This is a genomic window from Roseateles albus, assembly GCF_028595345.1.
Lineage (GTDB): Bacteria > Pseudomonadota > Gammaproteobacteria > Burkholderiales > Burkholderiaceae_C > Paucibacter_A > Paucibacter_A albus.
On sequence record NZ_JAQQXT010000004.1, the window covers coordinates 404,704 to 431,481 of the forward strand.

Sequence of the window (26,778 nt, forward strand, 5' to 3'; positions counted from 1 at the left end):
CCATTCATGGCATTCAAATTTTTCAGCAAGCCTGCAAGTCCTTCTGTCCCTGAGTGGCGGCGTAGCTTCGCAGCTCAAGGGGTGACCCTCACGCGGAGCGGACAAGGCGCACCACTTGACAGCAAGTTGCTGCAAGCCTATTTGGCTCAATTATTGGACGATGGATACGCGGTTGAATCCAACGACGAGTTGTTGATTCAATGGGATATGCTTTTTGAGGCCGTGCAGAGCCCTGGTTATGCAGACCTACCGCAGGTGCTTCATTTGCCTTCTCAAACGACTGTCCGCCCTGTGCTTCGCAGCGCAAATTCGTTGACGGACGACAACTTCTCCATTGCCATTGCCGGATGGCAAGAAGCTTCCGGTGCTCAAGTCGACTTCCAGTGCTTTGGGCCTGTTTTGACATTTGGCGAAAGAGTCGAATTGATGCAGCCGGCGCACTGGTCGTTGTTCAGCGAGGTTGTTGGTTTTTCGAAGCGAGCTTCGACTGAACGCAATGACTTGGTGCACAGGCAGGCATGGGGTCGTATCCGGAAACTTGCGATAGCAGCTAACGCAAAATTGGATGACTTCCTGCATCGCTCAGTAGTCCTGACGCCTGAGCGTCTTGATATCGGGCTTCGCAAGTCAGCCCAGATTGCAGGCGACAGCGTTGTTGAAATCGAACCTCAATTTGCAGGAGCTCCATCAGACTGGCTTGAGCGATTCGACAATGCGCGAGAGGTCATGGACCGATATGACATCGTGACACCGGATGGAATAGTTCAGGTTCTCATCACACCGAAGGTCAAGGCGGTTCTTCAGGAAATAAAGCGGCTCCCGCTTCGCCGTGTTGCTGGTTCGAGAGCACAGGCTTTCATACTGAATCCATATGCGGCACTCGGCGAGGATGCCAAAGACGTCATTGCAGAAGAGCAGTTCGAGAAGGCTCGCGAAGACGCGGGGCTTTTGTATGAACGTTTTCTACCGGTTGTCGAACGTGATGCTACGGGCTACCCAAAGCGAATTGGGCTTCTCATTGAGACGGCCAGTGCTTCAGGCCCCGCTGAATCGGAGACAGTCTGGCTGACCGACAAGGAGCTGAATGACTTTGTTCAGCGTCTTGGGAACTCATTGGAGCGGGGTTTCCAGCTATTGGGGTGGCAAGGTTACGACTTTGAACTTCAAGGCGATAGCCCACGCCACCTTGAAGAGCTGAAAGCAATTCAGGTTGAGCGCAGTCGAACGCCCTTGATGTTGTCCTATGCTCAAGTTCACGACCTGAGTGCCTACTCGTCTCGGATTGAAGGCATAGGCGTTGAGCAGCCGTACTACTCGCCCTACATTGCTAAGAAGAAGGATGACGGTGAGTGGTTCCCAGAGAACGTGCTCCCAATCATTGCTTACACGCCGGAAGGTGAATCTGAGCCTGTTGCGGTACCTGCAACCAAGGATGCGCTGGACCAATTGCGGGCAGCATCAATCCAGGCTCGCGCTGATGGCAAAGATGTGGTGGAAGTTCCGTGGTTGCCGAAGCCGATGCCCATCGCTGAAGCTGAAGACATCACGCACACTTTCGATGAAGTCTTGGGCGAAGTCAACGAACGAAAGTTTGACCCAGCGAAGCGAGCTGCGGACCGCAAAGAAATGCTTGTGGCGAAAAAGAGCCTCATTCTGCGAGCCAACATCGACTCCGTTGACTACGAAGAAGGTCGCCGGGAGGCGCTGCTCACCGTTCCTGTTGCACCCGAACTCCCGCGCAGCTTGAGACCGGATTGCACTCTCCTGCCGCACCAATTGTATGGACTCGCTTGGTTGCAGCATCTCTACAAATCTCAGTCCGAGCATCATGTCCGCGGGGCAGTCCTAGCGGACGACATGGGGCTCGGGAAGACTTTTCAGCTTTTGGCTTTTATGGCCTGGTTGGTGGAGCAGGATGTCCAGGTGCATCCCATGCTCGTGGTAGCCCCTGTCTCATTGCTTGAGAACTGGAAAGAAGAGGCGGAAAAGTTTCTCGTGCCCGGGGCATTGCCAGTACTCACTGCCTATGGCGATGCGCTCGCTCCGCTTCGTGTACCGCGGGAAGCGGTGGATGCTCGATTGCGCACAGAAGATGGATTGGTGCGCTTTTTGAAGCCCCAGTGGGTTGGGAACGCCAAGGTTGTTCTGACGACCTACGAGACATTGCGCGACCTTGAATTTTCGTTCGCCACGGAAAAGTGGTCAGTTATGGTCTGTGACGAGGCTCAGCGAATTAAGAATCCGGCTGCAATGGTTACCCGAGCTGCAAAGAAGCAGAACGTTGGCTTCAAAATCGCATGCACCGGAACGCCGGTTGAAAACAGATTGGCAGACCTGTGGTGCTTATTTGACTTCGTACAACCTGGGCTCCTAGGGGCGCTTAATGACTTTGGTCAGCGCTACGGGAAGCCAATTGAAGCCAAAGACGACGACGAGAGAGCTCGAGTCGAAGAGCTTCGCCAACGAATTTCGCCTCAAATTCTTCGAAGAACTAAGGCAGAGGTTGCGAAGGACCTTCCTCAGAAAATAGTTGTGGATGCCTGCCGGCGACTTCAGTTGTCCGCCAACCAGCGGAACCTGTATGCGAAGGCCATTGATGATTTTAAGAAGCGAAACGACCCGAAGTCGCAGTCCCCGTTCAAGAATCACCTCGGACTTCTTCAGTACTTACGCCTAATTTGTACGGACCCACGTCGACATGGATTGAGTGTATTCAAGCCTGAGCCTCTCGACCAATATCGCGCAAAGGCTCCAAAGCTCGATTGGTTGTTGAGGCAGTTGGAGCACATCAAGGCAAAGGAAGAGAAGGTCATTGTCTTCTGTGAGTTCAGAAACATTCAGCGACTTCTGCAACATTACATCGAAGAAGTGTTCAAAGTTCGTCCTGACATCATTAACGGGGATACCAGTGCGTCGTCTAGTCACGTCGCAAGTCGTCAGAAGCGCATAAAGGCATTTCAGCAAATGCCGGGCTTTGGCGTCATCATCTTGTCGCCCGTGGCTGTTGGGTTCGGCGTGAATATTCAAGGAGCAAACCATGTTGTTCACTACACCAGGACGTGGAATCCCGCCAAAGAAGACCAGGCTACCGACCGCGCCTACCGAATTGGGCAAAAGAAGGATGTCTATGTGTACTACCCTGTCGTCATAGCCGATGACTTCCATACGTTTGATGTCAAGCTTGACCAATTGCTGACCAAGAAGAGGGAGCTTGCCGGCGACATGCTGAATGGCTCCGGTGACCTTGGACCGGGTGATTTCAACGTTAGTGACATCATCCCCGGCGGTGACATCGAATCCATTGATGAGCGAGTCAATCTTGAAATGGCTCTGCGGATGGAATGGCGTCACTTTGAGGGAATGACCGCAGCCTTATGGAACAAGCGAGGGTTTCCAATTTGCTACTGCACGCCCGGTGCTAACGACAACGGAGTCGATGTTGTTGCGATTTGTGGCTCGAAAGGCGAGCTCATCCAAACCAAGACTTCGGGAAATGAAGGAACAAAACTTGGATGGGAAACAGTCAAAGATGTTGTGGGGGGCGAGGCTTTTTATCGTAGAAAGCACCCTAATGTTTCCTTCAACAAGGTCGGTGTCACCAATCAGTTCTTCAACTCACAAGCGCAATCCCAAGCTGAGCTCAACAATGTGGAACTCATTGACCAGCACCGCCTCGGTGAATTGCTCGAGCAGCATTCGGTGACTTTGATGGATATTGAACGGCTGCTTTACGCCGAGTGGGGAGCTGAATCGGACAATGCCTAGAGTCGCCATCGATTTCAATACTCCTTCAAAGTGAATGACATGACCACCAACATCAATGATTTGGAGAGATTCGTTTCTGCACAGTCTCCAATCTATGGGACTGTTGTAAGCGAGTTGACGAACGCCAGGAAGGAAACCCACTGGATGTGTTCATCTTTCCTCAGTTGGCCGCGCTTGGCCGGTCAGCAATGGCTCAGACATATGGATTGGACTCGCTGGTCGAGGCCAAGGCCTACTGGCAACATCCAGTTCTTGGGCCTCGTCTCTTGGAATGCACCCAGCTGATGCTCGCAGTCCGAGGGAAGTCCGCATTTGAGGTCCTAGGGACGCCGGATGATTTGAAGTGCAGGTCTTGTATGACCTTGTTCAACGCTGCGGCACCTGAAGAACCTGCGTTTGGGAAGGCGCTTGAGAAGTTCTACTCGGGCAAGAAGGATGAGCGAACCCTAGAGTTGCTCAGGTAGATGGCCGAGGTTGAGCGAGATTTGCCAGCAAGGCATTTCCATGTTCCGTGTCCCTTTGAACGACGCTAATGTCAATTGCGGGCAGGTCCTACCGAGTTGACTTGAGTCTTGCTAACATTCAAGCAGTAGCGTTCTCCTGAACATCCAGTCCTTACGCTGCCCACAAAGAGGTCCCAAACATGGCTACTAAGAATCCCGGCACTGCTCTCGCTGCAATTAACGCCCAAATCGCCGCACTGCAGGCAAAGGCTGACACTCTCCGACGCAAAGAAGTCGCTGAAGTCATCGAGAGAATCAAAGGCGCAATCGAGCACTACAAATTGACGGCAGAGGACCTTGGCCTTGTCGGGCGCAAAGGGCGCAAAGCTGTAATTGCCAAAGCTGACGTTCCGACAAAGAAGCCGCGCAAGAACGCCGCGGTCAAGAAGCCTGCCGGGGTCATCAAATACACGGATGGGGCTGGCAACAATTGGACAGGCAAGGGCACTCGACCTGGTTGGTTTAAGGCGGCAATTGCTGCAGGCAAGACGGCTGAGGATTTGCTTGCCAACAAAGTGGGCTGACAAGTTTTGGGACCATTTTGATGGCCCAATGAGACGCACATTGCATTCAACAACTATCGCTCCCATCGTTGCCTACTGGAGTGTGTGGTGCTATCCGACAAATTTATGTCGATGATTCAGTAAGTGCGGCATATTCCTTTTGGCCTGCAGTTGGATGGTCGGCTTGTCGACGTCCGCGAAACACCCCGTGGCATCGCCTGCGGTTGCGTTTGCCCCGGCTGTGGGGCACCCCTTGTGGCCAAAAAGGGTGAGGTAAACGTCAATCACTTTGCCCACCTACTAGGAGCGGATTGCGCGACGGGTCCCGAGACATCTCTGCACATGGCTGCCAAGCAAATAGTTGCTGACAAGCTGTGGATTCAACTGCCCGGGCTGCCCATTGAGGCTGTTCGAATTGACCCTGTTTTCGGCACGTTCACAGCGCACAGAGTGTTCCATGAGCCTAAAAGGTGGCTGTTCGATTCTGTCGCCATAGAGAAGAGCGTTCAAGATGTCCGGCCTGACGTACTGGGCTACATCGCATCTGCAGTTGTTGCCGTGGAAATTAGGGTTACACACGCTGTAGGTGTCGACAAACGGGCCTACTTGAGTCATGTTGGCCTTCCCTGCATCGAGGTGAATCTTTCGAAGTCAGTTGGAAGGATATTTACCTTCGAAGAACTTGAGCGCTATGTAATTCACGAGGTTGAAAACAAGACTTGGTTGTTCCATCCGCAACGAGCGGCTTGGGAAGCGGAGCTTCTTGTCGGGTTCGAAGTGTGGCGTGCTGGCAAGCTGATAGGGCTTTCTGGTCGCAAGATGGGGCCTGCCGTTAAGGATGCCGAACAATTGGCCAATGAGCGGTACAAGGCTCTGCCATCTGCTGAGAAGTGGAGAAGGTTAGAAGACGAACTTGGCATTTCACGGTCACGGTTTCCAAGTTATCTCAGAGTGACCTTGCGGGAGGGCGAGGGTGCCGTGTGGGCTGAAAATGACCTCTGGCAGGGGGCTCTTTTTGCCCAATTCATTTTGAATAAACGCGCAGGAAGTTGTCTGCCAAGCCAGCAAGCTATTTGCCGTTGGCTTACCGAACGCTTCGGCGCCAGAAGCGGCTGGTTCGAAGGACTTCGAGCGGCGGTCAATGCTTACGTGCGATACCTTCGGGCATGTGGTTTTTTGTTTTGGAATGACGGCGGCTTTTTCGTCGCTCATGGCAAGTTGCAAATCCGACCACGTGAGCCAAGATTTGTGAAAGTTGCGACGGTCACTGCAGCTGAGGAATCGACACTGCACATCCAATGGCTTAGCCGTTGGCCGGATACTGAGCGACTACTTAGGTGGGCAGGGGAGCTTGGTAAGAATGCTCCCGAGCCCTTCGAGTGTGAATTGCTGGTGCACTGGCTTCTTGGGCTTACCGCACCGGCAAGTCATGTAGCTGTTTGCGAAGCCTTGGAAGGCGCCGGAGGAGACCCCCAGGACTTGGATGATGTCCTTTGTTGGCTTGGAGTTGTTATGCAAAGCAAGCGATATTTCTCCGTCGGGCAGCCAGCGCCTTGGTTGTGCACGCAGAGGTAGAAAACCCCGCCAACGTGAGTCTCCAACGCTGAGGGTCACGCCGACCGTTAAGCCATAAACAGGCTGAACATGTCGCTGCGTCAGCAAGGATGCTGCAAAGGTCAAGAATTTTGTTTATGGCCCTTCTGCCCGAGCAGGGTTTAAACTGTATGAATGTACAGTATTTCTCAAGCACGTTGCTCGACAGATGGTCCCTCCTCTCCAGTGCCCGTTGTGGCCGTGGATGGGGCCTGGGTGAAGAGCCTTCTGGGCTCAGTTCAAGCTGGCTTTCCCTCGCCTGCTGAAGACCACGGTGTCGAGCGCATTGACCTCAACAAGGAACTCATCAAACACCCGCAGGCGACCTTTCTGATGCGCGTGCGGGGAGCTTCTATGCGGGAAGCTGGCATTGATGACGGTGACGTTGTACTTGTCGACCGGGCCATCAAACCATCCCATGGTCATGTTGTGGTCGCCGTCGTTGACGGAGAGTTCACTGTCAAGCGACTATGGAAGCGCGGCAGCAATTTGAAGCTCCAAGCTGCTAACCCGACCTATCCGGACATCCTTCCACGCGACGGACAGACCGTTGAAGTCTGGGGGGTTGTCACGACTGCCATCAAATCGATGCGCGTCTGAACTCAGCATGTCGCCCCGCTATGTTTGCGCTTGTTGATGGCAATAATTTCTATGTGTCTTGCGAGCGAGTCTTCAGGCCTTCACTTGTCGGCCGGCCCGTCGTAGTTCTATCCAATAACGACGGTTGCGCCATCGCGCGCTCAAATGAAGCCAAAGCTCTTGGCGTGCGCATGGGCCACCCTTGGTTTCAATGCAAAGACTTCGAGCGGGACCATGGCCTCGTTGCTTTGAGCGCAAATTTTGCGCTCTATGGCGACATGTCTTACAGGATGATGGTTGTCGCGTCGAGCTATGCCCCGAGGCAAGAGAATTACTCCATTGACGAGTCATTTCTGGACTTCACGGGTGTTCAGGGTGATTTGGTCGTTATGTGTCGGAATATGCGTGCTCGAATTCTGCAGTGGGTTGGTATCCCCTGCGGCGTTGGCATCGGACCGACAAAGACTCTGGCCAAGCTTGCCAACTACATCTCCAAAACCACCGAACGCAAGCCGGGCAGCTACCCTGAGAGGCTGGCTCAGGTCTGTCACCTCGGCGCGATGTCGCAAGACGAATTGCATGCTGTCTTTGCCGCCACAGATGTCGGTGAAGTCTGGGGCGTTGGCAAGCGCATCGGCGCACAACTCCGTGATGGTGGCGTGTCCACAGTTCTTGACCTGGTGCGGCTTGATGCCTCCACGGTCAGACGACACTTCTCTGTGGTGCTCGAAAAGACCGTGCGTGAACTGCAGGGAGTTCAATGTATTGAAGTCGATGACGAACCCGCGCCGAAACAGCAAATTATGGTGAGTCGTTCCTTCGGTCATGTGGTGACGAAGGGGAGGGACCTGGCGACCGCCATCACTGAATACACAAGTCGCGCGGCAGAGAAACTGCGAGGGCAGGGTAGTGCAGCAGGGGCAATCGTCGTGTTTATACGAACAAGTCCCTTCCGCAAGGATGACCCTCAGTACAGCGCTACCGTGACTGTGCCTTTAGTTCGCCCCACGGCCGACAGCGCGCTGCTTGTGACTTCGGCGATTGCAGGTCTGCGCGGCATCTACAAGACAGGCTTCAAGTACGCCAAGGCTGGTGTGATGTTGGTTGATTTGCAGTCAACGGACGTGCAGCAGATGGAGCTGGACTTTGATTTCATAGAGCCCTTACCAGGGCCTGGTAGCGAACAGGGTTCGGGTTTGTCTGGGGCGGCAGTAGCTTGCCATCAAAGCGGACAGCGAGACCGCGTGAAATTGATGTCAGCGATGGATGCGGTCAATGGACGGTACGGGCGAGGCTCGTTGAAGCTTGCCGGCGCGGGGTTGGAAATTGACCGCAAGGGGTGGGCAATGAAGCAGGAGCGGCGGACGCCTCAGTACACGACTTGCTGGGGCGATATGGCGATTGTTAGGGCTTAGTTGCGGACGAACTTGGAACTCGGTTGATATCTTGATGGCGGTGCTATTTCTGTTGCTGCCTGTCACCGGCCACCTGGCCCCTACAACACATCTACCTCGCCACTATCTTAGGGGGGGCGGTTTGTAGGGTCGCATCTTTGGCTCCAAAGGTCAGGACGGCAACCCCTTGTTGAGACTTCAATAGGTCTGCTTGACAAGTTCAGGCTCAAATCAACAGGGAAGCACTCGATGGTCAAAAAATATTCACTCCAAAGCAGTCATATTCGCAGCACATCAAAAAGAACCGGGGCCGTTGCATTGACGGTACTGGCTTTGTTGTTGACGGTTTCGCAGGAAAGCCATGCTGAGAACTTAGTCTTAGACCCAACTTTCAGTGGTAGTAGCCTGTTTCCGTGGCAAGCGCAGCATTTTCAGCTCGACGGTCAAAGTCACTCAGTTGACAAGCCGCTCAGTTACTCTGCTTCAGCACATTGCAGGTCGCCGTCAATTAGTCCAGATTGTCTGAACCCGGTTACTGGAGCCTTTCTTTCGCAAAGCCTCAAAACGATACCTGGTACAAAATATGACATTTCCTTTTGGGTCTTCGAAAAGCCAACCAGTAGCAGCGATGCGATGGAAGTCTGGTGGCAAGGTAGCAGCCTTTCAGGAATAGTCGCTTCTCCAGGGAAGATTGGTACTGGGTACGGCCATTGGCAAAATTACTCATATCAAGCCGTTGCAGCCACCAGCTCGACGGCTTTCTTAATAAGTGCATACAACGCGACTGAAGCGGTGTACTTTGACGATTTTTCAGTGACCCAATCTGTTCCAGAACCGCAAACCTACGCCATGTTACTGGCCGGCTTGGGCGTCATCGGATGCTTTGCGGGTCTTCGTAGCAGGGGGTAGACGGCGGTTGATTGAACCTTGAGAAACGCAATGAACCGGCACAAGTTGCCGGTTTTCTTTTGCGATTGACACTGGACATGGCCCCTCGCCAAATCCGCATTGAGTCTGGCTCCGAGCATTGGTAGACCGAAACGAATCCACCATAGGCGACGCGGTATTTTGTGTAAATTGAGTGCACAGAGCATCAGCCCATCACTGTGAAAGGCTAAGTAAGGATTCTTCCGCTCGGGAAGATTACCCGCATGGCGTTTCTTCCAAGGGGTACTCTAGGAGCTAGGATAGCTTCGAAGGTTGCGTTGCGCTGAACCGCCCCGGTGGACAAATTCAATGGACGACATAGACCCTGAAGCATGGCTAATTGAAGGTGAGTCTGTCCTTTGCGGGCTTGACTGCGAAGTGTATGAACTGGCCGATTGTGTCGAGCTTCCAGATGAGTTGGAAGTTCAAGCCACACTTGCCGACTGCGACCCTTACCATGAAGAGAATTGGGATGAATGGTTTGAGTTCATCCACAACTCTGACCTCCTACTTCCTGTAGAACAATCATGTAATTCTGAGGGGCTGCTTCTTCCTTGGGACATGCGGGGCGTGAGGCTTTGGACACTGCCGGCTGACCTGCTTAGTAAGCTTCATCTTTTTTTTGATGAGTGCCCCCGCCACACGCAGGCCTTGCTGGTAAATCATGTTTTCTGGCTTGTCCGCTTCGAGCGTATCAGGCGCCTTGGTAGCCCTATCTTGAGGCTTCAAGATGTCGAGTTCCCGGACGAGGAGGAGCCTGCGTTCTTCAGGCCAAATTTGCTGACAATTAGGTATTCGGGGCGGTAGGCGTCGACATCAAAAGAAAGCGGTGTCCGCCAAGTTGGCGCAGCACTACATAACGGGGTATTTCATGAGTAATCAGCGGTTTCAAGAACTCCAAGCAAAATCAGTGGCGGCCGGAAGCTTTGTCGTCGACGGCAGTTACACGATTCCGCGCACCTGGGGTGTCTACAAAGTTGCCGTGGTCCAGGACGGAACAACCGAACAAGCTTACCGACTTGGGAACCACCCCATTCGTCAGCATGAGCTTGAAAATGAGCTCGGTGCCGCTGAGCTCGTAATGTTGTTCTCATCAAGGCTGGATGCCGTTGAGCTCAAGCAACTTTTGAATGCGCGTTCTAACGATTAATTTGCACTGATAGCCTTCGAAAGCTGTTCAATGTCATGCCCTGTAGACTTAGGCAGCAGCGGAACACTGCGGACCAAAAAATTACAGGAAGAGTTATTTATATGAAAGTCGCTTTGCTTTTCAGTCTTGCGCTATTTGCTACTACAGCCTCAGCAAAACAAGGCAGTCCAGTGATATGCACCTATGCGCCAAGTCAAAGTAAAACGGTTGCGGCTATCTCGGGTGTCGCGGGCGGGTCGAGTGCAACAATTGGGGCAGTATCAGCGGCTGCTGGATTGACGGTCGTAACTCACAGCAGCGGTGCTGCAATCCTTACGGGCTCATCTGGATACATTGCAGGAACGATTGGTGCTGCTGGGGCGTTGCCGTTCATTGTTGGAGTGGGCGTGATAGTAGGCGGAGCTGCCGTGACGATTGAACTTGTATGTGTCAACGAAAATCACCCTGAGCAGGTAGAGAAAATTCGCGATGCAAGTGCAGAATTTTCGCGAAGATTCAACGAGGCGATGAGCGACACAAAGGTGGCTACTGGAGAAGCCGTAAAGGTAGTTGTGCCAGCGACCAAAAATCTTGCGATTGAAGTCAAGAAGAAGGCTAAAGACACGTGGGCCTATGCGTACAAAAAAGGGTCAGCCTGGCACAAATTCTGAGTCAAGGTGCGTATTTTTGACCCAAAAAGCCACCCGTTCCGATTCAAATCAGCAACCTATTCCAATGGAATGTGGCCACTCGTTCCGACTCGAATTGTCCACATGATTCGATTCGCGCTGGCCAGCCGAGCGGGGTCAGCCAGCACAAGTTGGGTCGGCTCCCAGCAGCTGCAAAGTGCCCCCATACGAGGCATTCACGCGCCGCAAAATGGCAGCTTCTCCTAACTGCCCATTGGTACGCAAAAAGAAAATTGGGGGCTAACGCCAGTAAACCACTAAAAGACCCTAAGGGCTCAACGCCTCAAAGTGCGCGCCGACGACGCGCCAACAGCACCCCGGTCAATCCCAGCAGTATCAAGGCCCATGTTTGTGGCTCCGGCACTGCAGCAGCAACATCTCCAGGGCGTACAGCCAGCGCATTCAAACTATAGGTCTTTTCGTAGTAGCTCTGGCTGCCGTCAATGGTAATGAAGAACCACGCGTTAAAGGAGTAAGGTGCGTACTCCGTACCGGACCAGTAGAATTTAGACTGCAGATTTTGGAAATTGCCGGTATTGGTCAGACCATTGCCCGCTTGCACGTTAGTTGTGCCTGGTACGTAATAGCTCTTGTTCCCCAGGCTCTGAAAAAACAGATGCGCCATTTCGCTGCCTGTGGATATGCTGCTGTCGGGGTTGTAACCACAACTGGTGCCACCGGTGTAGGACCAAACACAACTGCCATCTGCCGAAGTGACATGGGTCGTCGGTAGACGCCAGCCGCTCAAGCCGAAGCGGTCTTGCTCGGCCCAGGCTTTGGCCGTGCCCCAGTCCATAGTGCCCGTACTGCCAGCACGCAGCCAAGTGACGTTGAGCGCTGTGTCGTAAAAAGCCTCCGGGCCGTTGGCTATGTTGCCGTCCAGGTCACGCACTTGCAGAGTGGTTTCCCAAGTGCCTTGGCCCGGCACGCCTGCTGCTTGAACAGCGCCCACCAAGCTCATTGCGCCCAGCAGAGCGGCCGTCTTCAAGGATTTCTTCATCATCAAGTTTTGCATTATCTTTTCCCTGCGGATGGATGAAATTATTGAAACCCAATCACTTGCTCATCAAAAGTTCAACCATGCGACGGGCCGTTTTTAGTTTAGGGGCGGCAAAACGTTTCTGGTCCCCCTACTTCTTGGGGATGCTAGGGTAAACACTTCGCTCCTTTTGATTGCAAAGCCACAGGGAAATCCAGCTCGAGGGGGTGTCCTTTCGCTTTACCTTGTGCGGGCACAAAGGCCTGATGTGGCTGCTTTGAGCGCATTTGAGCCATTCAGTCCCGTCCAAAGTAAGTCTCAAACATCTACTTTCGGATGGCTTAGCCACATCGGAATGGGTGACCAGTTCGAATCGGAATGCCTAGCTAGTTTGAATCGGAAGAGGTGGCTAAGTTGACCGGAATACGCATCCAGGAACACCGCGATATTTGGAAGCGTGAATCCTGGGTTATAGGCTGCTCCGTTACTGATTGGCCTTTTTGTTGTGTCTAAATTCCCAAGGCGGAATTGGCTCCAACTCACTCCAGAGTCCTCGTTTCGCGTCTCTCGCTGATTGCTCAGTAGCAGCGTACTGCTCCCGGTCGGCCAACGGCTGCTCTCTCGCATAGGCCTTGTAATGCCAAGCCATTCCGCGATTCACTTGTTCTAGGTTTGCATCCTTGCCATCAACCAGAACCTTGCCAATGTCACGGCCGTACTGGTCCCTTTTGTTGGTATCAACAGACACAGACTTTCCGAAAACAAGCCCGGACAGGCTCTCCTTTGAGCGTTGGCCAAAGGGCTGGTTCTTCTCCGGCGCATCGATTCCTGACAGGCGAATCTTGTGCTGAACTCGGTCCCCATCGAGCACCGTGACAGTGTCGCCGTCTGCGACGCCTACGACTTTGCCAACAATTGTTCCTGCCTGGCAGCCAAGGGCGAGGGTCAGCGCGAGCACGGCAGCTAGCGCGGAGCTTGGGGCTGGATACTTTGATGTCAATTGGCGGGGCCTGGCAGGCGCATCAGACGGCCGAAAAACAGGAGTTTTCAATGGGTAGTTTGTTCCATGTGGGTGTAGTCCCATTGTGAACAAACGTCGGTCCATTCCTCAAACGTCGAGTCTGTCACTTCAAGCCCGTCAATTGCTGACTTTGAAGCATTCGGCTGGCTACGTGCCGCCAGCCAGAGGCCTGCGTCATGCAGCACCTTTGCTAGAGGGCCACGGACTGGTGAGTGGTCAATTCTGCTCATGTCTGCCTCGCAGGTCGTTGATGGAACAAGTTTCGGCGCTGCGGGGCCTGCTTTCTATCAACCAGAGGGGGGAGGGTGGGGTCCAGTCTCCCCCGTTGGGGGGGGTAATAATCGGCGGCGCGGCCTGCATGGTCGCATCAACGGCGGTTGCCGGATGTTGCAGGTATTGTTGGGAGTTTAGCGATTTGAATGATGTGGTGAGTATCGAACAAGAGGCAACTTTGCTCGGTGGGCTCTACGCAGCTGCTGGGTTTCGACCGGTTGCAAAAGCGCCGCCTGAGTTCATTCGGGCGTTCAGGAAGTTCAAGGGTGCGCCTCGAACTGCCGACTACTTTGAAACCAAGTGGCTCGGCCTGCGACTCAATGCGTTGAAGCGAGGCTTCGTTGTTGACATAACCGTTACCCCTGAGACGCTCAAGACAATCACCGGGGAACGTTGCCCGGTCTCACTTCAGGGGTTTGTATTCAAGGGTACAGACCCTTGCAATCCATCGGTTGACCGTTTGTACAACGAAGGAACCTATGCGCTTTCAAACCTGTGCGTTCTCACTCAACGAGTGAATCGGGCAAAAGGCTCCAAGAGCTTTTTGGAGGCTGCATCTATTGCTTCAACCGGTGAGCCGTTTGAAGGGCTGCTGCCAATCGAATGGGCGCGCTTGGCCACATTGATGTACGGAGCTTGGGACGCCTACAACGGGCAACGGGACAAGTATTTGATGCCGCTCGCCACTTACCCGACGAGGCATATCTTTACTTCGACCTCACAGCTGGTCCAAGTGTTGCTGCTGCTGGCATGTTTAAAGTCGGACTGGCTTAGCCACTCCGCCATGTGGTTGTATGCAACGCGAACATCAGGCCAGGTGGAAGGACTGCTGCTTTCGTTCTTGACTCGATTGCGAAGTGTTGCCTCGGAGGAAGACTACGCACCGAACGCTTGGCTCGATGCTGAGGTGTTCAATGGTTTCGAAACTTGGTACAAGGCTTGCGAGCCGGCCATCAAGTCGGTATTGGAATCAAGAAGGTCGATGTTTCAAGACGCCGTTGACGTCGATGCAATGCTTGAAAGTTGGGCAGTAGATGCCAGCTGATATCAATGAATGTCTGTACGATTTTTGGCAGGTATCACGGGTAACGCCGTAACAAAAAAGTAGGGCGCAAGTCCCGAGAGACTTGCGCCCAATGGCTTAAGCTGCCAATAGCTCTTGAGTTGCACCCGCCGGAAGTAATTCCGTTGGAACATCGAAAACCGTTACCTTTGCTGCGCCGAACCCAGCGCCAATCCTCTGGGTGCTTTCTTCGCCACCTGGAAGGCGACGAAGGCATGTCGACCAGCCCCCTTGACCCCATTTCGTTCCCATGAACAGCTTCTTCAGTTCCTGGTGCTCTGGACTGTTGGCGATGAACACCTTCCAGATTCCCTTTTGCACGCTAACGCGAAGCCCAAGCTGGGCCAAGCGACGGACTACTTCGTCATTGTTCGTGGGGTCGTCACACACACGCTGAATTGCTTCAGCAATCGACAGAGACCGCGTGACTAGGGCAGGACCCTCCATGAATTTGAAGAGCATTACCCTGGACATTAGGGCGTCTGCGCAGCGCTTTTCATCTGTTTCGGAGTGCAATGCAATCCGAGCTTTGATGTTCAGCATCTCCACAAGAACCTCGGCGTCCTCTTTTGTTGCAGCCTTGCTAGATACGAATACCCAGTAGGCAGCTAAAAGTGTGCCGACGGTGTCTGACATCCGACCATCACCACCAGCATCAATAATGCACTGGCGAATCGTTACTTCCGATTCAAGGTACTGGTTCCAGCGATTGATGAACCTGCGCGAAAGCTTTGGCCCGAGGGATTGAATAGATTGCTCGCAAGGCAGCTTTGCATTTTCCTTTCGGCTCTTCACTTCAAGATTGACCCAGCGCGTGGTGTCTGCTGATTCAAACTTGGGTGGATTCACACCGCAAGCAATGAACGGTGTGTAGAACCTATAGCTAACACTACTGCCACCCGGAGTCCCTCGGACGATGCCACTATCACCTTCTTGAAGGCTATAGGACAAACGTGCGATTTCCACGGTTGCCTTGGCATTCGTCTGTTTCGGGTCATATTCAAACTCGTCAACAATTGCGCAGCATGGGGTACCACCTAGAGTTTGAAAGTAGCCAGCAACAGTCTGTGGGCCCGTAAACGGGCGGCCCATAGGTCCGGTCAGCCACTTCATTGCCTCTAGGACAGTTGACTTTCCAACACCGGGAGCACCAGTGATGCTCAGATGTGGCCGGCGCCGAATCGCCCCAGCCACTATCGAAAGTCCAAACCAACCAAGCACCATCTCAGGGGCCAAACTTTGACCCCATTCGAAGCTGCCGAAAAATGCCAATATTTCTTGGACATCTTTGTCGTCTGCTTCCGGTGTGTCTTTGTTGAAACCGACATCTCCGCAGGCCGAATAGATTCGTCCTTCGTGGATGCCGTGCTCAAGTACCGTGCCGTCCGGACGCCAAAGTTCGGTTCCGTTTACGACAAGTTGGCCATCCGCCATGGCCCACACACCAAACCCTCTTTCGAAGGACTCAATGAAAGGCCCCTTGGTTTGACAGTCACGAATGATTGCAGTGGCCAAGGCGCGGTGGTCAAACACCAGAACGTCCTTTTTGGGGTGAAGGTAGGAGTGGTTCTCGTCGCACCAGTCTGCTCCGCAAATTTGTTTCAAATCCATCTCCCTCATGTCTGAAGGCGAAAGCTTCACAACTTGTTTAGTTAGCGCGCTGAGTACAACGACCTTCTTTCCCAACGTGCCCAGGGCGATATAGCCGCCTCGGGCTGGGATTACAGAGGTACCGGACAAATTGATGATGCTAGACATAGAAATTTCCTTTCGGTGAAACCGGCGCTTTTCGCCAGTACTTGTTATGGGTGTTGACCCGGAGTCTTGCGACTCTTGCCGTGGTCGGCCGCGCGAACGCGGCACGAGGCTCTAACCCGATTGGTTGTTGCTGCACGCCGTTTCCGACATGCTTGTCCGTACCTCTCTCCTACCTCAGGAGTAATTGGTTTTCGATGATTTTTTAAAGAGCTTGTTGCTGCCAGCTGCCTGACAACAATTGCATCTTCCATCCGAAAATGTCCTCGACTTGGGAGTGTTGTCGACTCAATGCGTTTGGCCGTGAACTACTACTCGGACCTTGAATGAAAATACTGGAAGTGGCGTTTGAACACACCAGTAGTGACGTTTATTCGCGACGGTAGGTTGGTCGTTCAACAAAGCACATAACAAAATTTTTAGACGGTATGAGGCCTAGGGGGCTGCTTTGTCTCTCTTGCCCGTCTGGTGTTTTTTGGTCAGGGTGATGAGCTCTAGGCTGCTTTCTACGTAGAAAGAATGTGTACGGAGCCTGCGAGCATTGCTTTGACTCGGCCCTGGGATGACGGTAGTCCGCATTGGAAATGCGACGGTCGGCGCTTGAATTGCCTGCCAATGGCGGATTGAGGAAATTGCTCGTTGGGTGCGCGACGGCCAGGGCGATGAGCTCCAGGGTTCTTTCTACGTAGAAAGAGTGGGTGGGAGGCCTGTGAGGACTGCTAGGACTCAATTACCAGTCGGTTGTGTTTCGGTATGTGTGATGGCGGTCAGATTCTTTCTACGTAGAAAGAATGCAGATGCTTGCCCTTGCTGGCCGGCGCGAGCTTCGAGGTTGGCGCGTCCTTGGCGAATCATCCGCTTACTGGCTCGATGACAGAAGGGCCTTAGCCGTGGCGCTTTCTACGTAGAAAAATTGAGGAGCAGCCTCTTTGCGGATGCCCGCTTTTTCGCCAGGAGGCCTTTCTACGTAGAAAGACTAGCGGCTGGGTCTGTGCGGACTGCTTTGACTCGGAACCGGGACGACGGTCATTCCTTATTAGAAATGCGACGGTCGGCGCTTGAATTGCCTGCCAATGGCAGACGGAGGTAACTGACCGGTGGGTGCCACGGCCAGGGCGATGAACTCCAAGGTTCTTTCTACGTAGAAAGAATGCAGAAGCTACCCTTGCTGGCCGGCGCGAGCTTTTAGGCTGGCGCGTCCTTGGCGAATCTTCCGCTTACTAGCTCATTGACAGAAGGGCCTTACCAGTGGCGTTTTCTACGTAGAAAGATTGGGGCGCAGTCCCATTTGTGGATGCCCGATTTCTCGCAAGGAGAGCTTTCTACGTAGAAAGACTGGCTGCGGAGTCCGTGCGGACTGCTTGGACTCGGCCGTGTGATGACGGTCAATCCCTATTGGAAAAGTGGGGCGGCGCTTGAATTACCAGTTGATGTCTGATTGAGGCTGTTGCACCGTGGGTGCGTTCCGGTCAGGGCGAAGAGCGCCCAGTCTTTTTCTACGTAGAAAGAATCGGTACGAGGTCTGCACTGGCAGCTTTGACGCTCCCATCGGATGACGGGCTATCCCCTTCAAAAACGTCGGTCGGCGATTGAATGGCCTGCCGACGGTAGATTGAGGCTACGGCCAATTGGGTGCGCGTCTGCCAAGGTGATGAGCGAGCAGATTCTTTCTACGTAGAAAGAAAGAGCGCCAAGCGTTCAGAACTGCCTTGCTTGAATTGCTCGCGGGGCGTGTTTTGGTCAGAGCGATGAGCGCTCTGCTTCTTTCTATGTAGAAAAAACGGAGGGGTCTGCGCGGAATTTTTTGAATCGCCAGCGGATGACGGTCAATCGCCATTAGAAGTGTGGCGGTCGGCGCTTGAATTGACTGCCAATCATAGATTCAGACAACTGACCGCTGGGTGCGAATCGGCCAAGGCAAAGAGCACCCAGGTTCTTTCTACGTAGAAAGAATGGAAATGCTTGCCCTCCCAAGCCAGCGCGAGCTTTGTGGTTGGCGCGGTTTTCGGCAAACATCAGCTTGCTGGTTCGCTGGCCTGACGTCTCGTCCGTGGCGCTTTCTACGTAGAAAGAATAGATGCGTGGCCTGTGCGGAATGATTTGACTTGACCGTGTGATGCCGGTCATTCCCCATTTGAAATGTGAAGGTCGGCGCTGGAATTGCCAGCCGACAGCAGATTGAGGTTGCGCCACATTGGGTGCGCGTCGGCCCGGGCGAAGAACGCCCAGGTTCTTTCTACGTAGAAAGTCGAGTGAGAGGCCTGTTTTGAGTGTGCTGCAGAACGACGTTCAATCCTGAGGACGGCCCTTAAAACAATTGCCGATTGCTGCCCTCTAAATTTGCCAGGATTTCGCGATGAACCTAGATTTCCGTTCGAGCTGCGCAGTCCGTCACGCTGACCCCAGTTGACCCCTCGAATAGGGGGTTATTTGCGTTGATGATTGCTCCCAAGCAGCGCCAGGGAGGCGCTGCACAACGGAGCAAGGGAACGCATGAGTACAGAATTTTTCGCAGGATACGAATTCAATCGCCGGGACCGCGTTGGCTACTTTCATGCTGAGCACGGCGGCTATAACGACGCCAAGAAGAAGTTTCAGCCTTTTAAATGCGCAGACGACCAGTTGCTGGTGCACGAAATTCTGGACGCTATCACTGCCGCAGTTGAAGCAGGCATCGTCAAAGAGTACGAGTGGCCAAAGCAGCTTTTTGCTAGCAAGTCCGACCTCGTGAGTTTTCTGGACAATCTGGCCGAATACGACAACGAATTCAGGATTCACGACCGCTGGTGGCGGGCGCTGGCGCACCTTGGTGACACTGTCGACTGCGAAGAATCGTTTTCAAGGTGTGACGATATCGCTCAAAGTCTTGCAAAGCGCGCCTCCGAACTTCCTGAAGAGCTGCGAATCCACAAGGCTGAGATTAAATACTTCAAAGCTCACCCCCCGACACCGTTTGTCCCCCTTCCGGCAGAGCTAGACGACGCTCTTTACGAAAATCGCAAAGCGACACTCCGGCAGCAGCAGCGCGAAGGCAGTTCTATCAAGGACGACGACACCTGCCTGTTTTCGTTTACACAGCCGTTCTACGAAATTCGCGACGGCGTGAGGTATTGCCGTCAGGCCACCCCAGCCGACTTAGTTTCGCTGGTGCCAGCAAAAAAGGCCAAGGCGGTAGCGAAGAAGCCCGCGGCGACCAAGAAGGCCAAGGCCAAGGCCAAGGTTCTTTCTACGTAGAAAGAACCTTATGACACAAAACAGCGAAGAACTCCGCATGCTCAATGAGCTACAGGAAACGGCCGACGACTTGGCCGCTGCTGGTTTGCTTCCAAAGTCGGACAAACCCTGCAACAGCTAGCCGCCTCGCTCCCAAATTGGTACCAAAAGGCCGGCACGCCCGTGATGGCCGCCCCCTTGACCGGAGGGCATTGGGACAAACTTGACCATTTCGAGCTCAAAGTCCTGGCACAGCTCGCAGACTCACTACCCATTTGGTACTAAAAGGCGGGCCTCCCAGGCGTGTGCGCGGCGTTGATGCAGGTGGTGACAAAAGCGGACGAGGCGGCAGTGCAGGCAGAGAGTCGGAATGACGAACCGCGGTTTGTTATTGCTACCAAAATGATGCGTACGCTCAAACTGCCGGACGAGGGCTAAGGGGCAGGCCTTTCTACGTAGAAAGCTCTTCGTTATCGTCCATTATCGTTGGCTACGATAACGAGCGATAACGGCCTTTCTACGTAGAAAGGGCGACAGCGAGGGCGATTGCGACCAGCCCGCCAACTGCCGCAACAACGGCAAGCACTGTGCGAGAAAGCTCTTGGTTACTCAGCATTGCCGTTAGGAAACGTGCCATTTTTGTGCATAAGTCTTTGATTAAAAACACTTTCCACCATTCACGCGCAGATTTGCGCGTGAATGGTGGAATCAGAGCTCGTCAATATCCACATCGATAGCCCGCCCCTTTTCGGCCAGGCGGTCGGCCACCTTTTGGTGCAGGTCGTCGTCGTCGAGTTCTTCACGCGCAGATTGATGCTGTGAAGCGCGTTCTTGTAGAAAATCGGCGCTCACCTTTCTACGTAGAAAGGACGCCGCTGTAAACAACTGCGCGTATTTGGGGTCGGAGATTGCTGCAAAAGTTCGCAGCACTTCAACCGAAATTCCTGTCTCACAGGCCAGACCCTCCAGGTCAACAGTGCCCTGCGCAATGACGCACCCGGGCACGTTCGCCAGCAACGGCGACTCTTCACAGAGCGCCCGCATGCGAGCCATGTCTGCCGCCGACAAGACGCCGTGCGCGAACAAGTCTTCTGCAGTATCAAGCAGTTCGCGAAGCACGCGGCTACTTTGCGGTGCTTTCTTGCTCATTGCAAATCTCCATGATGTTCCCCTCGGCTAAGCGCGATGCGAGTCCTCGTCTTCTTCGTCAGCGGGCGCATTCAGCGCCGGCCAAAGCGAAGGCAGCCAGGGCATCAGTTTTCTGAAAAACTCCCTGCGACACACTTTGCTGTACAGCCTCTGAGCGTCTTCGACTGAAGCCACATCTGCTATAAATCCGGCTCGGTCCGGCAGGTGCTCAAACGCAACTGATACTGTGTAAGCCCCGCCCGGCACCGCTTTTTGGGAGCGCCATGCGGTCGTGCGCGGGCACCAAATTGACCACAATTCAGTCACGCTGTTGCCTCCAAGAGGCGTTCTTTCTACGTAGAAAGAACTTCCCTGCGAACAAGTGCGCCTTTTCGGGGTCGGAGATAACTGCAAAAGCGCGCAGCACCTCAGCCGAAACTCCTGCCTCTCGCGCCAGTGCTTCTAAGTCCACGGGGACCAGCTCTCCGTCTTCCTCTTCCTCTTCTTCTGTTGTCGCGCACCGCGGCTTAAAAACTCTCGGGGTCGGCATCTGTCACATCTCCTGAATTTGCTGCTTTGATAGCCGCTAGCGTGAGCGCGTTACCCACGTGCTCCGCTGTGAACAAATCTTCAACCAGTTTCGCCATAGGAAGCGCCGCCGTCACGTCCGCGATTGCACTGAGCACAGCTTCTGCAGCCGAATCGGCCTTTCGCAGAAACTCTAGCCTAGCGTGGCCTTCCACCCCTAGCCCGACCAACGCGTCCGAACAGCTAACAGCACTGAGCCGCTCCATGATTTTTCCGTGGTCAGCGTCTTGTGGTGCTAACTTGAATTTCAGGCTGAACGCGTGCTCAGGTAGAAAATCGCCGCTCACTTTTCTACGTAGAAAGTACGCAGCTGTAAACAAATGCCGGTTTTCGGGGTCCGAGATGCCGGGAAAAGTGCGCAGTACTTCAACAGAAACGCCCGTCGCAAGCGCCAAGGCTTCTAAATCGACAGGTCCCGTCTTGAAGGCATTGCCAACGGCGGAGCGGGCAGCATCGAAGGCGTACCGCCCGTTGGAACTAGCATGCTTGGCAACTGCATCCATCTTGCCTGTCCGCGGACGCGCTGCAACCTGCTCTTCCCTCGCTGGGAGATGGTAGGCATCGTAAATGCACCCTGGCACGTTCGCCAGCAAGGGCGGAGCATCCGCAGGGTCGGCTGGCACAAAGTTGTCAAGCGTCCCGCACCGCGAGCACTTTCTGTAGCGGGCCTCGTTTTCGGCAGTGACAAACTCCTGAATTTCGGCCGAGCTAAATGCGAAATGCACCCAGTCACAGGCCGCGCATTTGACCGCGCGCGGTGCCGGTTTTTCTTCTGTTGTCACGAGTCACTTCCTGTTTCGCCCGGCATAACGCACTCCGGCCAGCCACCGGCCTGGCGCTCAGCGGGACGCTCGGTGTCTTCAAAATATTTGCTATCAAATCCGCAACGAGAGCAGCAATTTGGCGGTCGGAGGTGCTTCAGCTGCTGGAAAGTCAGGAGATAGCGCGTTGCCAGAATGATGGCGGCCGGCACGACGAGGTGGATAGTCCCGCAATGCGAGCAGCGGACAAAACGGGGTTCATTTGTCGGCCCAACTTTCCGCGGCACTATCGCGTACTCGCGCGGGTAAGCCCGAGGCGAACCTTCGTCTTCGTCCTCGGCGGGGGCAGTCATGGCTTCGGGCCTCTGGAAAAGCCGTCTCGCGGTGCCGGCACAGTGTCCAGGCAAAGCGAAATTTGCAGCCAATTCTCAACTGACAGGCCCACACCCTCATCGCAAAAAACGACACGGCCGCGATAGTCGTGGTAGCTCCGTTTTAGGCCGGTGCCTGATTCCATGTCGTCAAGAATCACATACGGCTCGCCTGGCCAGCCGTACTCTTGGAACCACCTGTCAATGGCGGCGCAGCGGGTCTCGTTAGCGTTTTGGGGGGCTTCCCACGCTGGATGCAAACCGTCCGCAACGAGACTAAGCCCAGTTTTCCGAAAAACTTTGTCAAATGCGCCGTGCTCTAGAAATGACAGCCAAGAGCTTGTGATAACCACCTGAGGCGCGTGTTCGCGCATGACCAGGTTCAGCGCTTCAACGGCGTGGCGGGCGAAAAGCAGGTCCCAAATCCCGGGCGGTTGTGTTTTCAGCGCGTGGCCGCCGTAAGGTTTGCTCAGGCACAAAACTCCGTCAACATCGAGGAAAAGCAGGGGTCTCGGGGTGCTCATTTCAAGCCTCCCCTGACGAACGAGGTGGCCGTACCACCCGAGATTCAGTGATTGTCCAGTCGGGGTTAGCTTCTGCAATGCTCGACCGCAGGCCTGACCGAGGGTGCGCAAGCTGGTAGGCCCTGGCAGCGTCGGCTAGTTCAGGTGTCAAAAACGGGTAGGACGCTCGAACGCGCTCAAACGGAATGCCCTTGTCGAGTGAGGCTGTCACAACGTCAAGAGGGACACGAGTACCTCGAAAAACCGGTACACCGCCCATAGTTTCGTCGTCAATATCGACAAAAAGCGGTGGGGCAGGAAAGGGCATCAGAGGCCTTTCGGAGTCAATTGTAGAGCTTTGTAGAGCAACGTGAGTGCTTCCTTACAAGCGCCGAATTTCGCCAGTGAGTTTGCGTTGTGCATCAATCATCGCTACACAACGCAAGCTGACTGGCGCTAATTTGTAAAGCGTTTTAGACAATCTCATCAGCGTCGACGCCCACGAAAAGGGCCAAAATCTTTGGCCACGGGCACCTCTTGCTCAAGAGCGCGCGACTCCGCGTCGTCAGTTTTTTCGGGATTCATGCGCGCGAAGTCGGCAGCTGCGTCACCGTCCTCGGCCAGCTCCGTCATTGCAAGCTCACGGGATTTTTCAGCGCACATGCGCGCAAAAGCGGCCTCCGGGGTTTCGGGGGTTACGTCTGTCCACGCAGGCTTGCCATTTATCCGGAGCCAACTGGCCCAGACGTGCTCAGCATCACGGTCGTGCCCAGGCTTGCCCCTCAACTCATACACACGCCCACTCCGTGTCACGCCGCGCAGCGTCACGGGGTCGAACTGAACAATTTTGCTGCTGGCGCGACCTTCGTGGTGGGTGCAATTCCAACCTACAAAATGCCTGTCGCCGTTCTCGAGCTGTCGAACCGTCCAGCTTTCTAAGACGATTTGGGGCGCTTCGCTTACAGAGGCCGTGCGCCAGACTCCGCCTGACACCAGCAACTGAAGCAGGTCAGGGTCCATTGCATACAGAACCGGCTCTTCATCGTCAGCGTCAGGGGGTGGAGTAGGTGTTTTGCTCATGCATGCGAGCTTACCAGTCCTAACTCTATAACTCAACGGACTCTTTTGGTGCTGTTGGGTGTACTTCCAGAGCCTGCTTAAATTGGGTCGCCCTTACAGTTTCACGTGGGCTTCATTGCGAACAAAACCTAAGAGCTTTCGCAGTTGGTTGAACGCGTCAGCGTAGGCTAAGCACTACTCGTCCTCATCCTCGCTCAAAGCTGCTTCGAGAAAGTCCGGCAGGTCTTCTGCTAGCGGCGGAATGACAGACCCGTCAAGCAGGCCCCTCATGTACTTTTCGATGCTTTTTGTCGCAGCGCGCATATGCCCGCGAGCCTCCGCTGTTCCCGTGTAATCTATCGTCACGTCGGGCACCCTCAGCGTAGTCCCGAGCGTTTTCGGTGAATGCATCAACAGCAGCGACAGCCCGGTCAAGTCGGCACCAGCTGCGCTACCTAGCCGCGCGAAAGTGCGGCGCAGGTCGTGCCGCATAAATGCTACGCCGTCCAATACACGTTCTTGAATGTGCGCCCAGTTGCTGCGTGGGTCCGAGTTCACCGGAATTTTTGGTACGCCTTTCGCCGCTGGCTTTCCGCCTGGCGCAGTAGTTGCGTACCAGACTGGTCCGTTTTTGTCGGGTGCAAACGGGCGCCGTGCGGCGATGATTTTCAGCGCATCGTCGCAAATTGGAATAATCAAATCAGGGGCGTCAGCCGGTGTTTTCACGCCACGCCGTTTCGTACCTGGCTTGTGCGGGCTGATGCGCAAAACTTTGTACTTCTGGTCGACTTCACTGAACTGCAGCGTCGCCAGCAGTGAGTGCCGCAGGCCAGTCAGTACGTATAGATAAAACTGGTCGCGGGCCCAGCTCGCGCACAGCACATCAGCCGCCCGCCAGGCCTCTGCGAGCTTGACTAATGGAATGTGCCCTGTGCGCTTGTTCGGTGTGCCCGTTTGCGTTCTACGAGCTTCGCCGGCCGGGTTCCAGCCCGATGGTCGGCCGCCAAGGCCTTCAAGGCGGTGCGCAAACGTGTAAAGTTTTGCTGCGAAATTTATGACACCGATTACTGTTGCCTCGGCCCGTTTTCCGGCCAGTGCCGTCGTCTGTTTTCCGTCCGCGTGAAGTAGTTTTCCTTTGCCCACCTGCGCCACGAATGCGGACCAAAACTTGTACTCAAGCTCGTCCAAATACGCATCTGACAGATGCGCGAGGTAAGTCCTGTAGACCGATGTTTCTTTGTCAGTTGTTTTTGTCCGCTGAGTGCGCGTCTCTGTCTCATGTCGCGCCCACGCATCCCCTACCGTCATGCGCTTTGCGTTGGTTTTCGCCTCTTGCATTGCCGCTGGCGAAGCCTTGAGTGCCTTGAGCTTTTTGTGACGATTTAGATACTCCGTCAGAGCATCTACGAACGGCAGCTCGACTTCACCTTTTTCAACTGCCACAGCTAGCCCGAGCACTGAGCGGTCCTCTTGCGGCCCGACCCTCCCGTCTTTGCCAATTCCTTGGTGCTTGATTCGCACCGTGTACTGCCGCTTGATGCGGCCGTCAGCGTCAGCAGGGTGCACGCGCACTTTGAACTGCGGGTACTCAATGTGCGGGTACTCGAAGTAAGCGCCCTTGGGTGGAGCGGGGAGTGTTGCAGCGGACGCCCTCGACTCGAACTGCATCGCCGGGCGCTTTGGCTCTTTTTTCTCAGTTTTCTCAGTCATGAAATAGGGGTCTCAGGTGGAAAGTGCTTTCCACCTATTTTCCCCTATTTCCCTCGCCGTATAAGTATACTTTCCGCTTTCCCCTTGCGCACTACCGCACGAAAAGCCACTCTCTGATACAGCAGTAGAAAGTGATTTCCCAGGTAAAAACCTTTAACGTCAATGACTTGGCGCATTAGAGGTAAACTGAGTTTGTTAGCGCCTAACACTCATAATCCTTTGGTCATAGGTTCAAGTCCTATACGGCCTACCAAAATTCTCAATGGCGACAATGACTTAGCTTCAGGCTAGCATTGTCCTTTGATGTCTTTTGGGGCTCGCTGTCAGTCCATTGTCAGTCGATCGAATTGGCGTGACTTGAATTGAAAAGAGGGACCGCGCCGAGGCTCCCCACGATTTTTGGCTCGGAAGTGTCGGTGCTGGTGCAACTTTTCGTTGGCCTACGTGCAGCAAGCCATTTTCTGTCGCCTCGAAAGTGTTTGCGAAAACAGAGCGCAGTGGTACGGTTAGCACATGCTGCCTAAGCCCCAAACTCCAGATCGGCCTGCTGACGCTGAAAACGTTGAAGCCAACCCCAGGTTGAACACTGCCTTGCATCGGCGGTTGCTGCTTGATGGGGGTGCAGCGCCGTCCACGCTCGAGACTGCCCGTGCGGCCCTGCTCCGGGTTCGGAAGTGTCAGGAGCGTGAGCGCCATGGCGCATCGACGTGACTGAAGGTTTGCTTGGTGGTGAATTGCGGCGCCTCTGTCCAACTCGGTGGCGAGCAACTGGCGAGGGCTGATATTTGTAGGGTGTTAGTTGGCTGCTTCTCCCCAAATCGACCATTTATCTCGATACAGTTCTGTCTGTGCCACCGTCACGCCAGGCGGTAGCAAGGGGCCGGTGCTGCCGGCTTTGTCGCACAACTGCGTGATTCCGTTTGGTGGGAATCATGAAGTATGACTTGTCGGGCAGACACGCTCTGGCGTGCCGCAGTTATGCGAATCGTGCAGTAAAGAATGGGAATCTTGGTGAGGAATACGAACACGTCATCGCAAACCTTCGATCAACAGACTACGTCAGAACTGGTCCGGCATCTCTCGTTGTCTGAGGTGCTTGCAGTATTTCCGGTGAGCAGGAGCACTTGGTATCAAGGTGTCAAAGAAGGATGCGTATTTCAGCCCATCGCGGCCACCCATTTCAGCGGAACGCGGACAGCGTTTCAGACGAAGGCGGACACCATTTCAGGCTGATCGCGGGCAGCGTTTCAAACTGATCCCGGACACCCCGAG

General features: G+C 54.3%; 20 protein-coding genes and 2 pseudogenes. 13 read left to right on the forward strand and 9 right to left on the reverse strand.

Annotation, left to right across the window (positions count from 1 at the left end; translation table 11 throughout):
* Positions 1 to 6: 6 nt before the first annotated feature.
* From PRZ03_RS09325 to PRZ03_RS09370, 11 genes and pseudogenes are all read left to right on the forward strand, one after another.
* Entirely contained in the window at positions 7 to 3,765 is a 3,759-nt protein-coding gene (locus PRZ03_RS09325) for an SNF2-related protein (protein ID WP_273600051.1), read from the forward strand.
* A 39-nt stretch (positions 3,766 to 3,804) separates the two neighbouring features.
* Positions 3,805 to 4,229: pseudogene (locus tag PRZ03_RS09330) on the forward strand (DUF1810 domain-containing protein).
* Positions 4,230 to 4,408: 179 nt separating this feature from the next.
* Positions 4,409 to 4,792 carry an H-NS histone family protein gene (locus PRZ03_RS09335; protein ID WP_273600052.1) on the forward strand — a complete coding sequence of 128 codons (384 nt, stop codon included), beginning with the start codon at positions 4,409 to 4,411 and terminating at the stop codon, positions 4,790 to 4,792.
* A 123-nt stretch (positions 4,793 to 4,915) separates the two neighbouring features.
* A pseudogene (locus PRZ03_RS24165) lies at positions 4,916 to 5,077 on the forward strand (competence protein CoiA family protein); the annotation flags it as partial.
* Positions 5,078 to 5,113: 36 nt separating this feature from the next.
* Positions 5,114 to 6,346, forward strand: coding sequence for a hypothetical protein (locus PRZ03_RS09340; protein WP_458296233.1), 1,233 nt, complete (start codon positions 5,114 to 5,116; stop codon positions 6,344 to 6,346).
* A 234-nt stretch (positions 6,347 to 6,580) separates the two neighbouring features.
* A complete protein-coding gene (locus PRZ03_RS09345) occupies positions 6,581 to 6,964 on the forward strand; it encodes a LexA family protein (protein WP_273600054.1) in 384 nt (127 codons plus the stop codon).
* 20 nt (positions 6,965 to 6,984) lie between these two features.
* On the forward strand, positions 6,985 to 8,358 hold the full coding sequence (locus PRZ03_RS09350) for a Y-family DNA polymerase (RefSeq protein WP_273600055.1): 1,374 nt from the start codon (positions 6,985 to 6,987) through the stop codon (positions 8,356 to 8,358).
* 228 nt (positions 8,359 to 8,586) lie between these two features.
* On the forward strand, positions 8,587 to 9,246 hold the full coding sequence (locus PRZ03_RS09355) for a PEP-CTERM sorting domain-containing protein (protein WP_263557779.1): 660 nt from the start codon (positions 8,587 to 8,589) through the stop codon (positions 9,244 to 9,246).
* A 327-nt stretch (positions 9,247 to 9,573) separates the two neighbouring features.
* Positions 9,574 to 10,071, forward strand: coding sequence for a hypothetical protein (locus PRZ03_RS09360; protein ID WP_273600056.1), 498 nt, complete (start codon positions 9,574 to 9,576; stop codon positions 10,069 to 10,071).
* Between the two features lie 22 nt (positions 10,072 to 10,093).
* Complete coding sequence (locus PRZ03_RS09365; protein WP_273600057.1) at positions 10,094 to 10,414, forward strand: hypothetical protein; 321 nt, start codon at positions 10,094 to 10,096, stop codon at positions 10,412 to 10,414.
* 101 nt (positions 10,415 to 10,515) lie between these two features.
* Positions 10,516 to 11,064 carry a hypothetical protein gene (locus tag PRZ03_RS09370; RefSeq protein ID WP_273600058.1) on the forward strand — a complete coding sequence of 183 codons (549 nt, stop codon included), beginning with the start codon at positions 10,516 to 10,518 and terminating at the stop codon, positions 11,062 to 11,064.
* Positions 11,065 to 11,365: 301 nt separating this feature from the next.
* On the opposite strand, the gene PRZ03_RS09375 is transcribed toward PRZ03_RS09370, so the two are convergent.
* Positions 11,366 to 12,085, reverse strand: a complete 720-nt coding sequence (locus PRZ03_RS09375; protein WP_273600059.1) for a PEP-CTERM sorting domain-containing protein — start codon at positions 12,083 to 12,085, stop codon at positions 11,366 to 11,368.
* A gap of 460 nt (positions 12,086 to 12,545) precedes the next feature.
* Positions 12,546 to 13,061 (reverse strand): thermonuclease family protein, encoded by a 516-nt coding sequence (locus tag PRZ03_RS09380; protein ID WP_273600060.1) that lies wholly within the window; start codon positions 13,059 to 13,061, stop codon positions 12,546 to 12,548.
* A gap of 436 nt (positions 13,062 to 13,497) precedes the next feature.
* Between PRZ03_RS09380 and PRZ03_RS09385 the strand changes: the two genes are divergently transcribed.
* On the forward strand, positions 13,498 to 14,400 hold the full coding sequence (locus PRZ03_RS09385; protein WP_273600061.1) for a hypothetical protein: 903 nt from the start codon (positions 13,498 to 13,500) through the stop codon (positions 14,398 to 14,400).
* 96 nt (positions 14,401 to 14,496) lie between these two features.
* On the opposite strand, the gene PRZ03_RS09390 is transcribed toward PRZ03_RS09385, so the two are convergent.
* Positions 14,497 to 16,176: a hypothetical protein gene (locus tag PRZ03_RS09390; RefSeq protein ID WP_273600062.1), complete on the reverse strand. Its 1,680-nt coding sequence runs from the start codon at positions 16,174 to 16,176 to the stop codon at positions 14,497 to 14,499.
* 2,490 nt (positions 16,177 to 18,666) lie between these two features.
* Here PRZ03_RS09390 and PRZ03_RS09395 point away from each other — a divergent pair.
* Positions 18,667 to 19,407, forward strand: coding sequence for a hypothetical protein (locus PRZ03_RS09395; RefSeq protein ID WP_273600063.1), 741 nt, complete (start codon positions 18,667 to 18,669; stop codon positions 19,405 to 19,407).
* A gap of 687 nt (positions 19,408 to 20,094) precedes the next feature.
* Here PRZ03_RS09395 and PRZ03_RS09400 read toward each other — a convergent pair.
* The 6 genes from PRZ03_RS09400 to PRZ03_RS09420 form a co-directional block, all read right to left on the reverse strand.
* A complete protein-coding gene (locus PRZ03_RS09400; protein WP_273600064.1) occupies positions 20,095 to 20,535 on the reverse strand; it encodes a hypothetical protein in 441 nt (146 codons plus the stop codon).
* Between the two features lie 506 nt (positions 20,536 to 21,041).
* On the reverse strand, positions 21,042 to 21,884 hold the full coding sequence (locus tag PRZ03_RS09405; RefSeq protein WP_273600065.1) for a hypothetical protein: 843 nt from the start codon (positions 21,882 to 21,884) through the stop codon (positions 21,042 to 21,044).
* A gap of 328 nt (positions 21,885 to 22,212) precedes the next feature.
* Complete coding sequence (locus tag PRZ03_RS09410) at positions 22,213 to 22,758, reverse strand: HAD domain-containing protein (RefSeq protein WP_273600066.1); 546 nt, start codon at positions 22,756 to 22,758, stop codon at positions 22,213 to 22,215.
* A 1-nt stretch (position 22,759) separates the two neighbouring features.
* The gene (locus tag PRZ03_RS24095) at positions 22,760 to 23,065 is read right to left on the reverse strand and encodes a DUF433 domain-containing protein (RefSeq protein ID WP_409993946.1); all 306 of its coding nucleotides are present in this window, start codon (positions 23,063 to 23,065) and stop codon (positions 22,760 to 22,762) included.
* Between the two features lie 158 nt (positions 23,066 to 23,223).
* A complete protein-coding gene (locus PRZ03_RS09415; protein ID WP_273600067.1) occupies positions 23,224 to 23,757 on the reverse strand; it encodes a hypothetical protein in 534 nt (177 codons plus the stop codon).
* Between the two features lie 234 nt (positions 23,758 to 23,991).
* On the reverse strand, positions 23,992 to 25,506 hold the full coding sequence (locus PRZ03_RS09420; RefSeq protein ID WP_273600068.1) for a site-specific integrase: 1,515 nt from the start codon (positions 25,504 to 25,506) through the stop codon (positions 23,992 to 23,994).
* Between the last annotated feature and the right edge of the window lie 1,272 nt (positions 25,507 to 26,778).